Genomic DNA, 19,246 nt, shown 5'->3' with positions numbered 1-19,246 from the left:
CCCGCCTGCGACGGCCCAGATGACTTCATATGCGTTCTGCCAGGCGATTGATCCGGCGGTCTTGGCTTCACGCGAGCCTTCGGCCATGCGATGCTTCGATCTGGATGTAGCGGCGGCTCCGTGTCGTCTGCTCGCCAGGTCGGCGCCGACGATGGGCAGGTGCAACCGATATGGATTGCCTCCCCATCGACAGAAGCGACCTGATGACCGCTGCCGCCAACGCGCTCCGCGACTACGCCCAAAGCATCCTGACCGCCCGGGTCTACGACGTGGCGGTCGAGACGCCGCTCGACCCGATGCCGCGGCTCTCCGAACGATTGTCGCGCACGGTGTTGCTGAAGCGGGAAGACTTCCAGCCGATCTTCTCGTTCAAGCTTCGCGGTGCCTACAACAAGATCGTCAGGCTGCCGGACGCGCAGCGCAGGCTGGGCGTGATCTGCGCGTCGGCGGGCAATCATGCCCAGGGCGTCGCGCTGTCGGCGCGCAAGCTCGGCATTCCGGCGACGATCGTGATGCCGAGGACGACGCCCGCTATCAAGGTCGAGGCCGTCCGGCGTTTGGGCGGTGATGTTGTCCTGCATGGCGATACGTTCGACGACGCGCAAACCAAGGCCAGGGAGATCGAGGCTGCGCGTGGCTTGACCTTTGTGCATCCGTTCGACGATCCCGATGTGATCGCCGGCCAGGGCACGGTCGGGATGGAGATCCTGCGCCAGCATCCCGATCCGATCGAGGCGATCTTCGTGCCGATCGGCGGCGGCGGGCTGGCGGCCGGCGTGGCCGCTTTCGTGAAATTCCTCAGCCCGTCGATCAAGGTCGTCGGCGTCGAGCCGGCGGACGCCGCGTCGATGGCGGCCGCGCTCGCCAAGGGCAACGTCGTCGCGCTGGATCAGGTCGGACTGTTCGCCGACGGCGTCGCGGTCCGCAAGGTGGGAACCGAGACCTTCCGGCTCTGCCGCGACCTGCTCGACGAGGTCGTCACGGTGGACACCGATGCCATGTGTGCCGCCATCAAGGACATCTTCGACGACGTGCGATCGGTTGCCGAACCGTCCGGTGCATTGGCGCTCGCCGGCCTCAAGGCCTACGCCGAGCGCGGCGCGCTCAGCGACGGAAGCCTGATTGCCGTCAACAGCGGGGCCAATCTGAATTTCGACCGGCTGCGCACCATTGCCGACCGCGCCGAGGTCGGCGAACATCGCGAGGCGCTGCTTGCCGTGACCGTGCCGGAGAAGCCGGGCAGCTATCGGCACTTCATCCGCATCCTCGGCTCGCGCGCGATCACGGAGTTCAACTACCGCTTTGCCGAGACCACCGCGCCGGCGCAACTGTTCGTCGGCATCGCGCTGAGCCGCGGCGAGGTCGAGAAGCGGGAAGTCATGGAGCTGCTTCGGCGCGAAGGCTATCCGATCCTCGATCTGAGCGAGAACGAGATGGCCAAGGACCATGTGCGCTACATGGTGGGCGGTCGCGCTCCGCTGCTCAAGGACGAGGTCATCTACCGCTTCGAATTTCCGGAGCGTCCCGGCGCGTTGCTGAAATTCCTCGAGAGCCTGGCGCCCGACTGGAATATTTCGCTGTTCCACTATCGCAATCACGGCGCCGACTACGGACGCATCCTGGCGGGGATCGAGGTCAAGCCTCACGAGCGCGCCCGGTTCGTTCAGGCGCTGGATGCGCTCGGCTATCCCTACTGGAACGAGAGCGAAAATCCGGCCTATCGCCTGTTTCTCTCCGCCGAGAAGGGATGAAGTGCCTAGCGCTTCCCTCGACCAACGGTCAGCGATCGGCCGTCAGTTGCTGGCGATAGCGCTCGGCGTCCCAATTCAGCAGCGCATGCTCGTTCTCTGCGGTCAGATAATTGACCCGTGCGGTCAGGGGCAGGCGGCAGGTGACCAATGCGAGACAGCTCAGCATGGCTTCCGCGCCGTCGCTCGCATCCTCGCGGATAAGGCTGCCGAGGTCGGGGACGAGGAGGGCAACCGGCGGCGGCAGTCCGTTCGCGGTGGTCTGCGCGATCATGGCGCTCAGCTTCTCGCGATGGTCCAGGACCGGCAGGCCCGGGCCAAGGAAGACGACGTGATCAGGATACAACGAGCCGCTGGTCGCGATCGCGCGGCTGTAGCGGTCGGTGGCAATGTCGTGGCCGCGAGGATCACGCGGCAGGCGATAGTTGGTGCCGGCGCAGATCGTGCGGAGCGCGTCATGATCTGCCGCCGGTGCGCTGCGCTGCTCGAGGGCGAGACGTTGCTCGACCTCGGCGACCAAAGCTTCGGCGGCGTCGCAGCTGGCCGCACCGACCACCAGGCCGTGATTGCCGAGGATCAGGACGTCGACAGCATCATCGGCGATCGCGTCGCTGACGGCGCGCGCGAGCGGCAATCCCGGGTGATGATAGTCGAGGTAACGCCACGCCAGTCCGTCCAGGCGCCGGGCAAATTCGTCGCGGGCGTCGGTGCGCACCGCCCATGCGATGGTGTTGACGGAATGGACGTGCAGCACGATCCGCTGCGGCATCAGCGCATGCAGCGAGGTCTCGATCGAGGCGCGCAGCGTCGTCCCGGCGTTCGGCGCCAGCGGCACGCGTTCGTCGCCATGCATCAGCGCCGCGCGCGCGGCCGACAACGCGACCGGCACGAAAATCTCCTTGTCCTCGGCATCGGCGAGCCAGGTCCCCGACGCCTTCACCCACAGCACGTCGCCATCCTTGACCGACGAATTGCCGCCGGCGCCTTGCACCAGCAGGATATTCCTGCCGACCCGTGCCGACATGCGGCGCAGTTCATCCAGCATTTGAGGCGGTCGCATCGGGGCTGTTCTCACCAGGTCAGATGGTCCATCGTCCAGTGCGGCATCCGCGCCGCGGTGCCGGCCACGGTCTTGATCGCCCGCGGCAGATCGCTCGCCTGCGCAAGCGTCGCGCGGTGGGCGCCGGAGCCGATCAGCAGGGTCAACATGCCGGCGATGCGTCCACCGGCGATATCGTGATCGAGGGAGTCGCCGATGACGAGGATCCGTTCCGGCGGCGGATGCCCCAATTGATCGAGCGCGGCGGCAAACATCGGCGGATGCGGTTTGCCGACGAACAGCACGGTGCCGCCGAGCGAATGATAGAATGCGGCGAGCGCGCCCGGCGCGGGGATCAGCCCCGCGACCCCGAACATCACGAGATCGGGATTGGCGCACAGCATCGGCAGTTGGCGTGCGGCAGCGGTTGCCAGCGGCTCACGCCATCGCTCGGGCTCGGCCGCGTCATCGTCGAGACCGCCGAGCAGGATGAAATCGGCCTCGCGCATGTTGGAGACCACCACTAGGTCGGTGCCGTCGACGATCGAGCGGTCACCGTCGCGCGAGATCAGGAAGCAGGCGCGTCCGAGCTCGGCAAAGGGAGCCTGCTCGCGCGCATGCAGGCCGCGCCAGGTGACCTCGCCCGAGGACAGCACGCCGTCATAGGCGTCGGGCGGCAGGCCGAGCGTCGCGAGCCGCCGCTGGTTGCTGCCGGCGCGCTTGCCGGAATTCGACAGGATCAGGATCCGCTTGCCGGCTTCGCGCAGCCGCGTCACGCACTCCAGCGCCGCGGGGAACACCGCCAGCCCCTCATGCAGCGTGCCCCACTGGTCGAGCAGCACATGATCGAAGCGGTCGGCAATGGCGTGAAGGCCGGCGATCGCGGTCGCATCGGCCTTCATGGCGGGCCTCCGTTCAGCGCGAGCAGCGCGGCGCCGTAGCTTGCTTCGGTCTGCTCGGCGACCGAGACGGGAACGCCGAGAACGCGATGCCGGATGCTGGTCCATGCGTCGTTCTTCGCGCCGCCGCCGATGCCGATGACGCGGCGCAGGCGCGGCGCACCGAGCCGCGCCAGCTGACGGTAGGCGAGGGCTTCCACCGAGGCGATGCCCTCGAGCAGCCCCTGGAAGAAGCGGCAATCCTCCGCCGGACGCGGCGTGACCCGCGCGGCGAGCGCCGGATCGGCGATCGGAAAGCGTTCGCCGGGCTTTGGCAGCGGATAGTAGTCGAGCCCGGTCGGCTGGTGCGGCGTCAGCTGCGGTGTCAGCAGCTCCATCTCGGCGGCGGTGAAATGCACCAGCAGCGCGGCGCCGCCGGAGTTCGAGGCGCCGCCGGCAAGCCAGCGTTCGCCGAGCCGGTGCGAATAGACGCCCTGATCGGCCGCGAAGATCGGCTGGGTCGTAAGCTGCTTCACCACCAGCGTGGTGCCGAGCGAGGTGACGGCATCGCCAGGCTGGTCGGCGCGCGTTGCGATGAAGGCCGCAACGCCATCGGTGGTGCCGGCGGCGACCTGCGCCGTGGGCGGCAGTCCCAGCGACCGCGCGATCTGCGGATCGATCTCGGCGAATGGCGTGCCCGGCACCAGCACTTCGGGCAGCAGATCGTCTCGCACGCCGAGCTGGTCGAGCCAGGACGGCCAGGCGCGCGCGACCGGGTCGTAGCCGAGCTTCAGCGTGTTGTTCTCGTCGCTGATGCCGTGATGGCTCGCGAGCCGGCCGGCGATCCAGTCCGCCTGGTGAACGGCGTGGCGCGCATCGCCGATATAGTCATGGCTCAGCAGGTAGAGCAGCTTGGCGAGCGCGCTGCTCGCGCCATGCGCGCCGCTCTCGCGCGGAGCGACCGCCGCGACGCGCGTCGCCTCACGCGTGGCGCGTGCATCATTGTACATCAGCCCGGGCGAGCAGGGGCGGCCGGCGGCGTCGACCAGCAGCAGCGTGCCCGATGTGCCGTCGACGACGATGCGCGTGACGTCGCCGAGAGCGACGCTCCCGCCGAGCTTGCGGATGGCCGCCGTCGCGGCCTGCCACCACAGCTCCGGTGTCTGGTCGATGGCGTTGCCGTCGACGCGCGGTGCGGGCAGCGCGACGGACGCGAAGCCGCGGATGCCGGCCTGCGGGTCGATGGCACAGGCGCGCACGCCGCCGGTTCCGACATCAATGCCGAGATACAAACCTCCCATGCGACCTCAACGCTCTTTGGTGCGCGCGCGTCGACATTGGTTGCGCTGCAGCACGTTTGGGGGATTGACGCCCCGTTCGGCCTCTGCAATTTTTTGCAGGACGTGAAGAAATTTGCAAGCGGACTTTTCCTGATATGGCACCCCCGCCCGACAGGCTGCCGGTGATCGACGGCGAGGCGTCGCTCGCGACGCGCGCAGCGTGGCTGTATTTCGCGGCGGGGCTCACCCAGTCGGAGGTCGCCGACCGCCTCAACATCCAGAGCACCAAGGCGCATCGCCTGATCGCACGCGCCAGCCGCGAGGGCATGATCCGCGTGTTCGTCGAGGGGCCGGTCGCCGAATGCGTCGCGCTCGAGAACGATCTCGCGCAGCGCTTCGGCCTCTCGTTCTGCCGCGTCGCGCCTGATCTCGGCGAGGGCGATCTGCCGCTGAAGGCGCTGGCGCTGGAAGGCGCGAGTTTCCTGCGCCAGACACTCGAGCGCGGCCAGGACAAGGTGATCGGCTTCGGCCATGGCCGCACGCTCGCGGCGGTCGTGGAGCAGATGCCGCAGACGCCGGCGCGCGACGCGCAGTTCGTGTCGCTGCTCGGCGGACTGACGCGGAAATTTGCCGCCAATCCGTTCGACGTGATTCACAAGCTCGCCGAGCGCACCGGCGCGGAAGCCTATCTGCTGCCGGTGCCGGTGTTCGCCAATTCGGTCGCCGACCGCGCCGTGCTGATGCAGCAATTCGGCATCGCCGACGTTTTCGCGCTGGCGCGCAAGGCCTCGCTGCTGTTCGTCGGCATCGGCCAGGTCAGCCGTGACGGCTTCCTGGTGTCGAGCGGCATGATCAAGCCCGACGAGGTCGTCGAACTGAAGCGTGTCGGCGCCTGCGCCGACCTGCTCGGGCATTTCTTCAGCGCCGACGGAACGGTGCTGGACACCGATCTGTCGGCCCGCGCTACCTCCATGAGCATGCCCGACCTCAGGAAGCACCGGATCGTCGCCATCGCCGGCGGGCCGGCCAAGGTGACCGCGCTGCGCGGCGTGCTGCGCAGCGGCGTTCTGCACGGCCTCATCATCGACGAAGCGACCGCAAAGGCGCTCGCCACCGACAAGCCGGAGACCACATCCGGCAAGACAAGAAGCAAGACCCGGAAGGACACATAAAACAAGCGTCAACAAGGAGAGGAAATACATGTTCGATCGCGAGAAGAATCTGTTCGACTCCTACGCTGCCAAACGCATCAGCCGCCGCGATCTCCTCGACGGCGCCGCCAAGCTCGGCATCGCGGGCATCGCCGCCAACGCCGCCTTCGCCTCCTCGATGTCGAAGGCGATGGCCGCCGACTTCAACTGGAAGGCCCAGAGCGGCAAGAGCGTCAAGCTGCTGCTCAACAAGCACCCCTATGTCGACGCGATGATCGGCGACATCGAGGCGTTCAAGTCGCTCACCGGCATGAACGTCACCTACGACATCTTCCCGGAGGACGTCTATTTCGACAAGGTGACGGCGGCGCTGTCGTCGAAGTCGGATCAGTACGATGCCTTCATGACCGGCGCCTACATGACCTGGACCTATGGTCCGGCAGGCTGGATCGAGGACCTCAACACCTACATCAAGGATCCCGCCAAGACCAATCCGGCCTTTGCCTGGGACGACGTGCTGCCGGGCCTGCGCGCCTCGACCGCGTGGGACGGCGTCGCCGGCTCCGAGCTTGGCTCGGGCAAGGCCAAGCAGTGGTGCATCCCCTGGGGCTATGAGCTCAACAACATCACCTACAACCGCAACGTCTTCGACAAGGTCGGCGTCAAACCGCCGAAGAACCTCGACGAGATGCTGGAGGTCGCGGCCAAGATCACCAAGGACGCCGGCGGTCCCTACGGCGTCGGCGTGCGCGGCTCGCGCTCCTGGGCGACCATCCATCCCGGCTTCCTGTCGGCCTATTCGAACTTCGGCCAGAAGGATTTCGTGATGGAGGGCGGCAAGCTGAAGGCCGCGATGAACACCAAGGCCTCGAAGGATTTCCACGACAAATGGGTCAAGATGATCCAGACCTCGGGCCCGAAGAACTGGTCAACCTACACCTGGTATCAGGTCGGCACCGATCTCGGCGCCGGCGCCTCGGGCATGATCTTCGACGCCGACATCCTCGGCTATTTCATGAACGGCGGCGACAACAAGGAGAAGGGGCATCTCGGCTACGCGCCGTTCGCGGCCAATCCGGCCGCCAAGGCGCCGACCCCGAACGTCTGGATCTGGTCGCTCGCGATGTCGAGCTTCTCCAAGCAGAAGGAGGCAGCCTGGCTGTTCATGCAGTGGGCGGCATCCGTCGAGCACGACCTGTTCGGGGCGCGCAAGATGGACTTCGTCAATCCGGTTCGCGCGTCGGTGTGGAAGGACAGCGAATTCCGCGACCGCATCGCGAAATCCTATCCCGGCTATCTCGAGCAGCACGACATGTCGTCGCCCGGCGCCAAGATCTACTTCACGGCGCAGCCGCTGTTCTTCGACCTGACGACGGAATGGGCCGCCTCGCTGCAGAAGATGGTGGCCAAGGAGGTCAGCGTCGACGAGGGGCTCGACAAGCTCGCCGACAGCATCAACCGCCAGCTCAAGCAGGCCGGTCTCGGCTGACGGATCAACTGTGCGGTGCCTGATCCCCCGCACCGCACCCATCCGCCGGCTCGGACCCTTGTCCCATCCGAGCCGGCGGCGTTTGCCAGCCGAACGCGATCTCTTATCATCATGAGCATGGTCCAACTCCTCCAGACGAACGCGCAGGCGGCGCCGGCCAAACCAAGGCCGCGCGTGCGCCTCTTGCCCTATCTGCTTAGCCTGCCGGCGCTGCTCGTCTGCGTGGCGATCCTGGTTCCGTTCGTGACCGCGGCGGTCTACTCGCTGCAGCGCTACCGGCTGAACCTGCCTCATCTGCGCGGCTTCATCGGCGCCGGAAACTACATCGACTTCCTGTCCGACCCGGCGTTCTGGAATACTTTCCGCGTCTCGATCACCTATACTGTGGTCACGGTCGTGCTCGAGCTGCTGCTCGGTCTTGGCATCGCGCTGCTGCTGCGCCGGCCGACCCGCTTCCACAACGCAGTGTCGATCATGCTGCTGCTGCCGCTGATGACGGCGCCGGCGATCGCCGCGCTGATGTGGAAGCTGATGACCAATCCGAGCTTCGGCATCCTGTCCTATCTGGTCGGCCTGTTCGGCGTCACCGATTTCAAATGGGCCTCCGATCCATCGAGTGCGCTGTTCACGGTCGTGCTGGTCGATGTCTGGGTCTACACGCCGTTCATCATGATCCTGCTGCTGGCGGGGCTGCGCTCGCTGCCGCGGCAGCCGTTCGAAGCCGCGGCACTCGACGGCGTGCCGGCGAGCTTCGTGTTCTTCCGCATCACGCTGCCGATGCTGGCGCCCTACATCATCACGGCGTCGCTGTTCCGGCTGCTCGATTCGATCCAGCAGTTCGACATCATCTATGCGATGACGCAGGGCGGGCCGGGTGACCGGCTGATGGTATTCCAGGTGCAGGCCTATCTGGAATTCTTCCAGTACACCAATGTCGGCAGATCGGCGGCGCTGTTGATGATCCTCTGGCTCATCACCAACATCCTGTCGAACATCTTCATCAAGAACTGGCTGCGGCTGCGCGCGCGTGCGCACGGCCACGCGTGACGGGGAGGGGCGCGATGGAACATTCCAGCCTTGCTGGTCGCATCTTCCGCGGTGTGGCGCTCACGCTGATCCTGATTTTCTTCATGTTTCCGATCGTCTGGATCTTCCTGATGTCGTTCCAGACCAACGAGCAGATCCTGCGGATCCCGCCGCGGATCCTGTTTGAGCCGACGCTTGCGAATTACGAGGCGTTGATCTCCGGCCAGCTGCGCACCGCGGCGGGCAATCTGCAGATCTCCTTCATGCGCAACCTCTTCAACAGCGTCGTGCTGTCGAGCGCGGCGGTGCTGCTGGCGCTGCTGCTCGGCGTCCCGGCGGCCTATGCCTTTGCGCGCTTCAAATTCCGCCTCGGCGAGAGCATCGCCTTCACGCTGCTGTCGTTCCGCTTTGCGCCGCCGCTGCTCGTGCTGCTGCCGCTGTCGCTGTACTATCAGGAGCTCGGACTGAACGACACCTACTTCGGGATCGTCTGGGTCTATCAGTTGATCGCGCTGCCGCTGATCCTGTGGATCGTGCGCGGCTATTTCGAGGATATCAGCCCTGATATCGAGCATGCCTACCGACTGGCCGGGCATTCCTGGCGCGAGGCCTTCACGAGAATCGCGGTGCCGCTGGCAGGACCAGGGATCGCCGCGGCGGGACTGCTGTCGTTCATCTTCTGCTGGAACAATTTCGTCTTCGCGCTGATCCTGGCCTCCGCGGACAAGCAGCCGGTGACGGTCGGCGCGCTCGCCTTCGTCACCGCGTCCGGTATCCAGTACGGCCAGATCGCGGCGGCGATCGTGCTGTCGGTGACGCCGACCCTGTTGCTTGCGCTCTATGCCCAGCGCTATCTGGTCGAGGGTCTCTCGCTCGGCGCGGTGAAAGGCTGATCCGATGGCGCGTCTCGAGATCAATTCGGTGAGCAAGGCATTCGGTGCGGCACGGCCCGCCGACGGATTGTCGCTGGCGGTCGAGCCAGGCGAGATCGTGGCGGTGTTCGGACCGTCCGGCAGCGGCAAGACCGTGCTGCTGCGCATGATCGCGGGCATGTTCGAGCCCGACGACGGCGACATCCTGGTCGGCGGCCGCTCGGTGGTCGGTGCTCCGCCCGAGCGGCGCGGGATCGGCATGGCATTCCAGAACTTTGCCTTGTTCCCGCACATGACCGCCCGCGACAATATCGCAAGCGGCCTGCGCGCCAAGGGCGGCGGCGGCGATGTCGCCGGCCGCGTTGCCGCGATCAGCAGGCTGCTCAAGATCGAGCACGTGCTCGGTCACGCGCCGCGCGAATTGTCGAACGGACAGAAGCAGCGCACGGCGCTGGCGCGGGCGCTGATCGGCAATCCGGATGTTCTGCTGCTGGATGATCCGCTGCGCAATGTCGACGCCAAGCTGCGCTACGAGATGCGGCTCGAGCTGCCGAACCTGCTGCGCCGCGGCACTGCCGCCGTGCTCTACGTCACCCAGGACTATCGCGAGGCGATGGCGATCGCCGACCGCATCGCGGTCTTGATCGACGGCCGGCTCGCGCAGGTCGCAACGCCGACCGATATCTATGCCCAACCCGCATCGGTCGCGGTCGCGCGCCTGTTCGGCGATCCGACCATCAACCTCGCGGAGGTCTTGCCAGTAGCGGAGCACGGCATGTTGTCGGCTGACGTCGCCGGCGCCAGGATGCGGCTCGGCGCGGCCGATGGCGCAGCACCCGCCGGTGCATGTTGGCTAGGCGTCCGGCCCGAGGATCTCGCGGTCTCGTCCGCATCCACCGACGACGCCGTCCCGGCGCGCATTCTCGCGATCACGCCGATGCACGAGAAGGCGGTGCTGCTGCTCCGGCTTGCCGACGGAACGGAATGGCTGGCGGCGCTGCCGCCGGATGCACCGCAAGGCGCGGCTGACGATGCCGTTTTCGTTCGCTTCGCGCTTGACGCCGCGATGCTGTTCGATCGCGCGACCGGGCTGCGGATCGGGGCGTCGCACCGGCTCAAGGCGGCATAGGAGCGGATGGTCATGGACATGCTCGAGCTTCGAGGCATCGACAAGGTCTATCGCAGCCGCGGCAAGGAGCCGGTGCATGCGGTGCGCGCGCTCGACATGGCGGTCGAGAAGGGCGAAATCGTCGCGCTGCTGGGATCGTCCGGCTGCGGCAAGACCTCGACGTTGCGTATGATCGCAGGGTTCGAGGACGTCTCTGCCGGGTCGATCGCGCTCGGCGGGCGGCGGATCCACGAGCTGCCGCCGGCGCGGCGCAAGGTCGCGATGGCGTTCGAGGGCTACTCGCTCTATCCGCCGCTCACGGTCCGCGAGAACATCGCCTTCGCGCTGAAATCCGCCCAGTTGCCGCGAACCGAGGTGGCGCGTCGCGTCGACGAGATCGCCCGCCTGGTCGAGATCGAGGACATTCTCGACAGCTATCCGCGCGCGATCTCAGGCGGCCAGCAGCAGCGCGTGTCGCTGGCGCGGGCGCTGGTGCGCGACGCCGATCTCTATCTGCTCGATGAGCCGATGGGGCAGCTCGAACCGCAGCTGCGCGCGGTGCTGCGCGGCCGGATCAAGAGCCTGCTTGCCGAGCGCGGCATGACCGCGATCTTCGTCACCCACGACCAGACCGAAGCGAGCGCGCTGGCCGACCGCATCGCTGTCATGGAAGGCGGCGTGCTGCAGCAGTTCGCCAGCGAGAAGGAGCTGAAGGGCCGGCCCGCCAATCTGTTCGTTGCAAGCTTCATCGGCGAGCCGCCGATGAACCTGCTCGAGGCGGAGGTGACGCGGTCGGATGGCGGCTTCCGCCTGTCGGTCGGAACCGACATGCGTTTCGATATCGCCGGCGCCGGACTCGACGTTGAGGCGGCGAAGACGCTCGCGGCCACGCCGCAGGTGCGGATCGGCATTCGTCCGCAGAAGATCGTGGTCGGGACCGGTGACGTCAGGGTCAAGGTCGTCTCCAATCAGTGGCTCGGCGATCAATCGCATGTCGCCGGCGATTGCGGCGGCCGCATGCTGATCGCGGTGACGCCGGGCCTCGTCGCCGCGCGGCCGGGAGAGATCATCTCGTTCACGCTGGAGTCGCGTCACCTGCACATCTTCGGCGGGGACGGGACCTGCATTCGTCATGCGGAGGGAGCGTGACGATGACCGCTTCCGCCAGCCGCGACGTGATCATCGGCATTGACGCCGGCACCTCCCTGATCAAGGCGGTGGCGTTCACGTTGAATGGCGAGCAACTAGCCGATGTCTCGCGGCCGAACGCCTACGTTAGCCCGGCCAGCGGCCATGTCGAGCAGGACATGGCGCGGACCTGGAGCGATACGGTCGCGGTCATTCGTGCGCTGGCGAAGTCCGTGCCTGACCTGTCGGCGCGGATCGCGGCCGTCGCGGTGACCGGGCAGGGCGACGGCACCTGGCTGATCGATGACGACGGCCGGCCGGTCGCGCCGGCGCTGCTGTGGCTCGACTCGCGCGCCGGGCGGCTGGTCGAGGCGATTCGCGGCAGCGAGCACAACGCGATCCTTTACCGTCGAACCGGCTCCGGGCTCAATGCCTGCCAGCAAGGGCCGCAACTGGCCTGGCTGCAGGCCCACATGCCCGACACGATCGCCAGCGCGACCACGGCCTTCCACTGCAAGGACTGGCTTTATTTCCTGCTCACCGGTGAACGCGCAACCGATCCGTCGGAAGCCACGTTCTCCTGCGGCGATTTCCGCAAGCGAGCATTCGACGCAGAGACCGCGCGGTTGATCGGTATCGCCGACCTGACGCGCCTGTTCCCGCCGGTCGTTGACGGCGCGGTCATGACGCATCCGCTGACCGCGGCCGCCGCCATCGAGATCGGCCTGCCGGAAGGTGTGCCGGTCTGCCTCGGCTATGTGGACGTGATCTGCAATGCGCTCGGCGCCGGGCTCTACGATCCGTCACCCGATGTCGGCTGCACCATCATCGGCTCGACCGGCATGCATATGCGGCTGGTACCGAGCGCCGACGCGGTGACACTGAATCGGGAGGCAACCGGCTACACCATGCCGTTCCCCGTGCCCGGTCATTATGCCCAAATGCAGTCCAACATGGCGGCGACGCTGAACATTGACTGGATGCTCGATCTCGCCTGCGACATGCTGGCGGCGGAAGGCGTGACGCGCACACGCGCCGAGCTGATCCGCCGGCTCGACGATCAGGTGCTCCGGGCCAGGCCCGGCGAGGTGCTGTTCCACCCGTTCATTTCCGATGCCGGCGAGCGCGGTCCGTTCGTCGCGCATGAGGCCAGCGCGCAATTCTTCGGCCTGCGCTCGCGCCACCGCTATGGCGACTTGATGCGCGGCGTGATGGAGGGCCTGGCCTTCGCCGCACGGGATTGTTACGCGGCGATGGGGTCGCTGCCGCGCGACGTCAGGATCACGGGCGGCGCGGCGAAGAGCCGTGCGCTTGCCGCCATCCTGGGGGCCGCACTGGATTGCGACGTCCGCATCTGCAGCCGCGCCGAGGCCGGCGCCGCAGGCGCTGCGATGATCGCGGCGGTCGCGATCGATGCCTATCCCGACATGCGCGCCTGTGCCGAGCAGTGGGTCGCGCCGCATCTAAGTGCGCCGCAATCGCCGGACGCTGCGCTGGCGAAGCGCTATGCCAGCATCTTCCCGACCTATCTCGAGGCAAGGCTGGCGTCGCGGCCGGTCTGGAAGCAACTCGCCGCGCTGCGCGCCGGAGGCGATCATGTCTAAGTCCATCGCCATCGTCGGCGACCGCTTCATGCTGCCCTCGGTGTTCGCCGAGCACATCCGATCGGCCTGCGGCGATGGGGTCGATATCCGCACCTTGGAGCAGCCCTGGCCGGACGAGCCGATGGAGCACGGTTACGCCGGCTCGAAGCTCGACGGTCTGAAGGAATTCATGGGGCAGCCCGACGAGATCATCGGCTTCATCAGCGATGCCGAACTGCTCGTCACCCATCTGGCGCCGATCTCGCGGTCGATGCTGGAGCGGCTGCCGAAGCTGAAGTTCATCGCGGTGTCGCGCGGCGGCCCGGTCAACATCGACATGCAGGCGGCGCGCGACCACAACGTGCTGGTGGTCAATACGCCCGGCCGCAATGCGGGTGCGGTCGCGGAGTTCACCATCGGCGCGATCCTCGCCGAGACGCGCCTGATCCGCAGCGGTCACGAGGCGCTGCGTGGCGGGGAATGGCGCGGCGATCTCTATCGCGCCGACCGTACCGGGCGCGAGCTCGGCGAGATGACGGTCGGCATCGTCGGCTACGGCGCGATCGGCAGCCGGGTGGTCAAGCTGCTGAAGGCCTTCGGCTGCAAGATCCTGGTCGCCGACCCCTATGTCCAGCTCAGCGCGCAGGACCGCAATGACGGCGTCGAGCACGTCGCGCTCGGCGAATTGCTCGGCCGCGCCGAAGTCGTCACGCTGCACGCCCGGGTGACGCCGGAGACCACCCGTTTCATCGGGCGCGAGGCGCTGGCGCGGATCAAGCCGGGCGCGTTCCTGATCAACACCGCGCGCGGTCCGCTGGTCGACTACGACGCGCTGCATGATGCGCTGGCATCGGGGCATCTCGGCGGCGCCATGCTCGACACCTTCGCGGTCGAGCCGGTTCCGGCGGACTGGCCGCTCTTGCGACTTCCCAACGTCACGCTGACGCCGCACATCGCGGGCGCCTCCGTGCGTACCGTCACCGTGGCCGCCGTGCAGGCGGCCGAAGAGGTTCGCCGCTTCCTGGCCGGCGAGCCGCCACGCAATCCGTGCTGAAGAGAAAGGCAGTTCGTATGACCCGTGAGGAACGACAGTTGCGCGAGGCGATCATCGCCAAGTGCCGGTGGATGAATGCGTCGGGTCTCAACCAGGGGACATCGGGCAACATCTCCGCCCGCTACAAGGACCGGATGCTGATCACGCCGTCGGCGACGCCCTATGATTCGATGAAGCCGGAGATGATCGCCTCGATGCCGCTCGAGGGCGACTATGGCGCGTGGGAGGGGCCGCTGCAGCCGTCCACCGAATGGCGCTTCCATCTCGACATCACGCGCGCCCGGCCCGATGTCGGCGCCATCGTCCATACCCACTCGACCTACGCGACCGTGCTCGCGATCGCCCGCAAGCCGATCCCGGCCTGCCATTACATGATGGCGGCGTTCGGCGGCACCGAGATTCGCTGCGCCGGCTATGCGCGCTACGGCACCAAGGAATTGTCCGATCATGCGATCGCCGCGCTCGAAGGCCGCAATGGTTGCCTGCTCGCCAATCACGGCATGATCGCGCTCGGCGCCAATCTCGACAAGGCGATGTGGCTCGCGGTCGAGCTCGAGACCATCGCGCGTCAGTACTACCTCTCGCTGGCGCTCGATTCGCGCGTCATCCTGACCGACGAGGAGATTGCCGACACCGCGAAGGGATTCTCCACTTACGGTCTGCAGGCGCCGAAGCCGAACAAGGCGCGCGCAACGGCAAAGGCAGCGCCGCGCCGCGCCGAGAAACGGCGCAGCAGCAAGCGATGACGGGCACTGCGCCGGTCTCAGGTACGGATCACGGGCTGGTCGATATCGCGATCATCGGTGGCGGCATCAACGGTGCCGGCATCGCCCGCGACGCCGCCGGCCGCGGCCTGAAGGTGCTGCTGTGCGAGAAGGATGATTTCGCCGAGGGCACTTCGTCGCGCTCGGGCAAGCTGATCCATGGCGGGCTGCGCTATCTCGAATATTACGAGTTCCGCCTGGTGCGCGAGGCGCTGATCGAGCGCGAGGTGCTCCTCGCGTCGGCGCCACACATCATCTGGCCGATGCGCTTCGTGCTGCCGCATTCGCCGGAGCAGCGGCCGGCGTGGCTGGTCCGCACCGGGCTGTTGCTCTACGACCATCTCGGTGGTCGCAAGCAGCTGCCGGCGAGCCGCAGCCTGGATCTGTCCCGCGCTCCGGAGGGCGCGCCGCTGCGTCAGGAGTTCCGGCGAGGCTTCGAATATTCGGACTGCTGGGTCGATGACAGCAGGCTGGTGATCCTCAATCTGATCGATGCCGCGCAGAACGGCGCCTGCATCCTGCCGCGCACGCGGGCGGTGCGCGCGCGCCGCGACGGCGAGACCTGGCTGCTCGACATGCGCGGCGACGACGGCACAACGCAGGTCGTGCGGTCGCGCGCGCTGGTCAACGCCGCCGGGCCGTGGGTTCAGGATGTCATCCAGGGCGTGGCGGGCCTGAACTCGGCCCAGAGCGTCCGGCTGGTCAAGGGCAGCCATATCGTGGTGCCGAAATTCTGGAGCGGGCCGCAGGCCTATCTGCTGCAGAACAGCGATCGCCGGGTGATCTTCGTCAACCCCTATGAGGGCGATCTCGCATTGATCGGCACCACAGACATTCCCTATCACGGCCGCGCCGAGGACGTCGCGATCGGCGAGGACGAGACCGATTACCTGTTGCAGGTCTTGCGCCGCTATTTCCGAACGCCGCCGCAGGCCGGCGAGATCGTGCATGCGTTCTCCGGGGTCCGGCCGCTCTACGACGACAACGCCGACAATCCGTCGGCCGTGACGCGCGACTATGTGTTCGAGGTTCATGGCGCGCAGGGCGTGCCGCCGCTGCTGTCGATCTTCGGCGGCAAGATCACGACCTACCGCCGGCTGGCGGAGCAGGCGCTGCAGCGCCTCGCGCCGTGGTTTCCGAAGCTGTCGTCGGCCTGGACCGCGGATCGGCCGCTGCCGGGCGGCGACATCGGCGGCAGTTTCGATGAATTCGCGAATCGGCTGGCACGCGACTATCCCGATTTGCCGCGAACGCTCATTCATCACTATGCCCGTCTTTATGGGACGCGCGCGCGCCAGCTGCTGGGTCCGGTCCGCAGCGCCGCAGACCTGGGCCGTCATTTCGGCGGCGAGTTCTATGAATGCGAAGCGGTGTATCTCCGCGAGAATGAGTGGGCAAGGCAGCCTGCCGACTTCCTGGACCGGCGCACCAAGCACGGCTTGCACTTGACGCCCGCGCAGCGGGTCGCGTTCGAGAGCTACCTCTAGGACGCGATTTGCGTCCAGGTGCGTCACGCAATCGTTTTCAAATACAGGCTCGGATCGAAATATTTGCTTGCCGGGGTAAAGTCCTTGATGCCGGCATTGGCCATGAAGAAGTCGGTCGATTGCTGCAGCCAGTTGGTGACCGTGCCGTCGGAATACATCCGCTTCCAGTCCCGCGACGAGAACATCTTCTGCGCCTTGAACGATTCGTCGATGTCGGCCATCGGCGTCTGGCTGTAATGGCCCTTCTGCAGCTTTTCCATCGCTTCGGTGCTGTTCGCGATGATGTAGTCATTGGCATCGGCCCAGCCACGGATCAGCTTCGCCAGCGTTTCCTTGTTGGGCTCGTAATAGTCGTTGGCCGCGGCCCAGCCGCCGATGATCGCGGCCTTTGGATAATAGGCTGAGGCGTCGGCGAGCTTGACCGCGCCCGGCACCTTGTCGCGAACCGTCACGTTGAAAGGCACCCAGAGCGCGACGGCAGGCACCGCGCCTGAAATGAAGGCGGTTACGGCGGCCGGCATGGTCTGGTTGACGAGTTCGACCTGTTTGGGATCGACCTTGTTCGCGCGCAGCGCGGTGTCCAGGAACACATGCGCGGTGGTGCCGGTCGCAGTTGCGATCCGCTTGCCCTTCAGGTCCTCGAATGACTTGATGCCCTGATCGCCGCGCACCCAGAGCTGTGCGGTCGCGACCTCGATGTCGTTGATGAGGAAGACCTTGCCCTGGCCGCGGGCGGGGAAGTTCGAGAGCACGGCGCCCGTCGCCAGCACGTCGAGGCTGCCGCCGATCAGCGCCTGGAAGATTTCGAGGCCGGTATTGAACTGCCGCAGCTCGAGATCCAGTCCCTGCTTTTCGAAGGAACCGCGGTCCATGCCGGTCCAGATCTGGCCGTCGACGGCAACGGTGTGCAGATAGCCGACACGAACTTTTGTTTTTGCCTGAGCAATCGCAGGGGCTGCGGCGGTGAAGGACCCCAGGGCAAGCCCGGCCGTCGTGGTCAGAAATTGTCGCCGATCCATAGGTCGTCCTCCGCTGTGTTGTTATTCCGAGAATGAGACCGGACGCATCTGCGCCTGCTGGGCGCGATACTCGTCCATTACGAGATGCTTGATATAGCTTCGCAGCTCGCCGAATTCGGGCCGTTCCTGGATCGATTCATCGCGCGGATAGGCGAACGGCACGTCGATGATCTGCCTGATCCGCGCCGGCCGCGCGGTCACCACCACGATACGGGACGCGAGATAGATCGCCTCCTCCACGGAGTGGGTGATCAGCATGACCGTCTTGCCTTCGGTCTGGAGCACCTTGAGCAGCAGGTTCTGCATGTTGGAACGGGTCTGGGCGTCGAGCGCACCGAACGGCTCGTCCATCAGCAGGAACTGCGGCTTGACGGCATAAGCCCGCGCGATCGCGAGCCGCTGCCGCATGCCGCCGGACAAATGCTTCGGATAGGAGTTGGCGAAGTCGGACAGCCCCATCAGGCCGAGATAGTGATCGCAGATCGAATCGCGCTCGTCGGCCGCGACGTGATTGGCTCGCAGCGTCAGGCCGAAAGCGATGTTCTGTTTCACCGTCAGCCACGGGAAGACGCCATATTCCTGGAAGATGACGCCGCGCTCGGGACCAGGACCCGTGACGGGCCGCCCGTCGAACAGCACGCTTCCGGTTGTCGGCTTCTGGAAGCCCGCGAGCATGCTCATCATCGTGGTTTTGCCGCAGCCTGAAGGGCCGATCACCGCGATGAAATCGCCATCGTTGATATCGTAGCTGACATCCTCGACGACGTTGAGGCGTCCCTTCGGGGTCTCGAAGGCAAGCGAAACCTTGTCGAACTGTGCACGCGTGGTCATGCGATGGCCCGATCCTGCCAGACCAGCAACCGGGCCGTGATCTTGCGCAGGATCATGTCCATGATCAGCGCGATCAGGCCGATGCAGATGATGCCGACATAGATGACGTCGAGCAGGAAGTAGGTCGATGCATTCTGGATCATGGCGCCAAGCCCACGCTGGGCCGCGATCAGTTCGGATGCCACCAGCGTCGCCCAGGCGACCCCAAGCGCGACCCGCAGCGCGGTGAGGATGTGCGGAACGGTGAGGGGAATGATCACCTTGCGGAAGATTTCCGCCTGATTGGCGCCAAGCGTCTGCGCCACGCGGATATAGAGCGGCGTGATCTGCGAGACTCCCTCATACATGACGATCACGCCGGAGAAGAACGAGGCGTAGAACAGGATGACGAGCTTTGCGAGTTCGTCGACGCCGAAATAGACGATGACAAGCGGGATCAGCGCGATCGGCGGCAGCGCGCGGAAGAAATTGATCATGGGGTCGGCGAAAGTGCGGGCCGGGCGATACCATCCGAGCAGAAAGCCGACCGGCACCGCGACCAGAATTCCAAGCGAGACGCCGAAAAAGACGCGCCTGGTCGAGGCGAAGATGTCGATCAGGAGGCCTTCCTTGGTGAGAAGCTCGACGAATTTCGCGGCGACCTGGTGCGGGGCGGGGATCAGCGATGCGTTGACGAAGCCGCTCCAGCGCACGGCATACCAGAGCAGGATCGCACCGACCCACGGTATCAACCCGAGACCAAAGCGTCTCACGCCAGCTCCGTCCATTCGACGCGTCCACCCAGATTGC

At 66.2% G+C, this 19,246-nt stretch carries 17 protein-coding genes; 11 read left to right on the top strand and 6 right to left on the bottom strand.

Annotated elements, in window-relative coordinates:
* The first annotated feature begins 203 nt into the window (after positions 1–203).
* Positions 204–1,751, top strand: coding sequence for a threonine ammonia-lyase, biosynthetic (gene ilvA, locus ACVIHF_RS25490; protein ID WP_310881865.1), 1,548 nt, complete (start codon positions 204–206; stop codon positions 1,749–1,751).
* Between the two features lie 28 nt (positions 1,752–1,779).
* Here ilvA and ACVIHF_RS25485 read toward each other — a convergent pair whose 3' ends face one another.
* From ACVIHF_RS25485 to ACVIHF_RS25475, 3 genes are read right to left on the bottom strand one after another with little or no spacing between them, the layout of a single operon-like run.
* Positions 1,780–2,808: a class II aldolase/adducin family protein gene (locus ACVIHF_RS25485; protein WP_456792704.1), complete on the bottom strand. Its 1,029-nt coding sequence runs from the start codon at positions 2,806–2,808 to the stop codon at positions 1,780–1,782.
* A gap of 11 nt (positions 2,809–2,819) precedes the next feature.
* Positions 2,820–3,689 carry a TIGR01459 family HAD-type hydrolase gene (locus ACVIHF_RS25480; protein ID WP_456792703.1) on the bottom strand — a complete coding sequence of 290 codons (870 nt, stop codon included), beginning with the start codon at positions 3,687–3,689 and terminating at the stop codon, positions 2,820–2,822.
* Positions 3,686–4,966: an FGGY-family carbohydrate kinase gene (locus tag ACVIHF_RS25475; protein ID WP_456792702.1), complete on the bottom strand. Its 1,281-nt coding sequence runs from the start codon at positions 4,964–4,966 to the stop codon at positions 3,686–3,688. The genes ACVIHF_RS25480 and ACVIHF_RS25475 overlap by 4 nt, the downstream gene beginning before the upstream one ends.
* A gap of 134 nt (positions 4,967–5,100) precedes the next feature.
* Here ACVIHF_RS25475 and ACVIHF_RS25470 point away from each other — a divergent pair, with 134 nt between their 5' ends.
* From ACVIHF_RS25470 to ACVIHF_RS25425, 10 genes are all read left to right on the top strand, one after another.
* Positions 5,101–6,117 (top strand): sugar-binding transcriptional regulator, encoded by a 1,017-nt coding sequence (locus ACVIHF_RS25470; RefSeq protein ID WP_310881861.1) that lies wholly within the window; start codon positions 5,101–5,103, stop codon positions 6,115–6,117.
* A 28-nt stretch (positions 6,118–6,145) separates the two neighbouring features.
* Complete coding sequence (locus tag ACVIHF_RS25465) at positions 6,146–7,585, top strand: extracellular solute-binding protein (RefSeq protein ID WP_016846935.1); 1,440 nt, start codon at positions 6,146–6,148, stop codon at positions 7,583–7,585.
* Positions 7,586–7,702: 117 nt separating this feature from the next.
* On the top strand, positions 7,703–8,632 hold the full coding sequence (locus ACVIHF_RS25460) for a carbohydrate ABC transporter permease (protein ID WP_210262648.1): 930 nt from the start codon (positions 7,703–7,705) through the stop codon (positions 8,630–8,632).
* A 14-nt stretch (positions 8,633–8,646) separates the two neighbouring features.
* The gene (locus ACVIHF_RS25455) at positions 8,647–9,504 is read left to right on the top strand and encodes a carbohydrate ABC transporter permease (RefSeq protein WP_018273209.1); all 858 of its coding nucleotides are present in this window, start codon (positions 8,647–8,649) and stop codon (positions 9,502–9,504) included.
* Positions 9,505–9,508: 4 nt separating this feature from the next.
* Complete coding sequence (locus ACVIHF_RS25450; RefSeq protein WP_310881860.1) at positions 9,509–10,612, top strand: ABC transporter ATP-binding protein; 1,104 nt, start codon at positions 9,509–9,511, stop codon at positions 10,610–10,612.
* A gap of 12 nt (positions 10,613–10,624) precedes the next feature.
* Positions 10,625–11,740 carry an ABC transporter ATP-binding protein gene (locus tag ACVIHF_RS25445; RefSeq protein ID WP_375166746.1) on the top strand — a complete coding sequence of 372 codons (1,116 nt, stop codon included), beginning with the start codon at positions 10,625–10,627 and terminating at the stop codon, positions 11,738–11,740.
* A gap of 2 nt (positions 11,741–11,742) precedes the next feature.
* Positions 11,743–13,323, top strand: coding sequence for an FGGY family carbohydrate kinase (locus ACVIHF_RS25440; protein ID WP_456792701.1), 1,581 nt, complete (start codon positions 11,743–11,745; stop codon positions 13,321–13,323).
* On the top strand, positions 13,316–14,356 hold the full coding sequence (locus ACVIHF_RS25435) for a 2-hydroxyacid dehydrogenase (RefSeq protein ID WP_456792700.1): 1,041 nt from the start codon (positions 13,316–13,318) through the stop codon (positions 14,354–14,356). Before ACVIHF_RS25440 ends, ACVIHF_RS25435 begins: the two co-directional genes overlap by 8 nt.
* A gap of 17 nt (positions 14,357–14,373) precedes the next feature.
* The gene (locus ACVIHF_RS25430; RefSeq protein ID WP_172647311.1) at positions 14,374–15,102 is read left to right on the top strand and encodes a class II aldolase/adducin family protein; all 729 of its coding nucleotides are present in this window, start codon (positions 14,374–14,376) and stop codon (positions 15,100–15,102) included.
* Positions 15,099–16,607 carry a glycerol-3-phosphate dehydrogenase gene (locus tag ACVIHF_RS25425; RefSeq protein WP_456792699.1) on the top strand — a complete coding sequence of 503 codons (1,509 nt, stop codon included), beginning with the start codon at positions 15,099–15,101 and terminating at the stop codon, positions 16,605–16,607. Before ACVIHF_RS25430 ends, ACVIHF_RS25425 begins: the two co-directional genes overlap by 4 nt.
* A 23-nt stretch (positions 16,608–16,630) precedes the next feature.
* On the opposite strand, the gene ACVIHF_RS25420 is transcribed toward ACVIHF_RS25425, so the two are convergent.
* The 3 genes from ACVIHF_RS25420 to ACVIHF_RS25410 are packed head-to-tail and all read right to left on the bottom strand — an operon-like array spanning position 16,631 to position 19,209.
* A complete protein-coding gene (locus ACVIHF_RS25420; protein WP_028335663.1) occupies positions 16,631–17,626 on the bottom strand; it encodes an ABC transporter substrate-binding protein in 996 nt (331 codons plus the stop codon).
* Positions 17,627–17,647: 21 nt separating this feature from the next.
* A complete protein-coding gene (locus ACVIHF_RS25415; protein ID WP_456792698.1) occupies positions 17,648–18,457 on the bottom strand; it encodes an ABC transporter ATP-binding protein in 810 nt (269 codons plus the stop codon).
* Positions 18,454–19,209, bottom strand: a complete 756-nt coding sequence (locus ACVIHF_RS25410; RefSeq protein WP_225163506.1) for an ABC transporter permease — start codon at positions 19,207–19,209, stop codon at positions 18,454–18,456. The genes ACVIHF_RS25415 and ACVIHF_RS25410 overlap by 4 nt, the downstream gene beginning before the upstream one ends.
* Positions 19,210–19,246 lie beyond the last annotated feature (37 nt).

The sequence above is a fragment of the Bradyrhizobium sp. USDA 4506 genome, assembly GCF_054058795.1.
The sequence above is the reverse complement of the archived record's forward strand: the minus strand, read 5'-3'. Positions and strand labels throughout refer to the sequence as shown.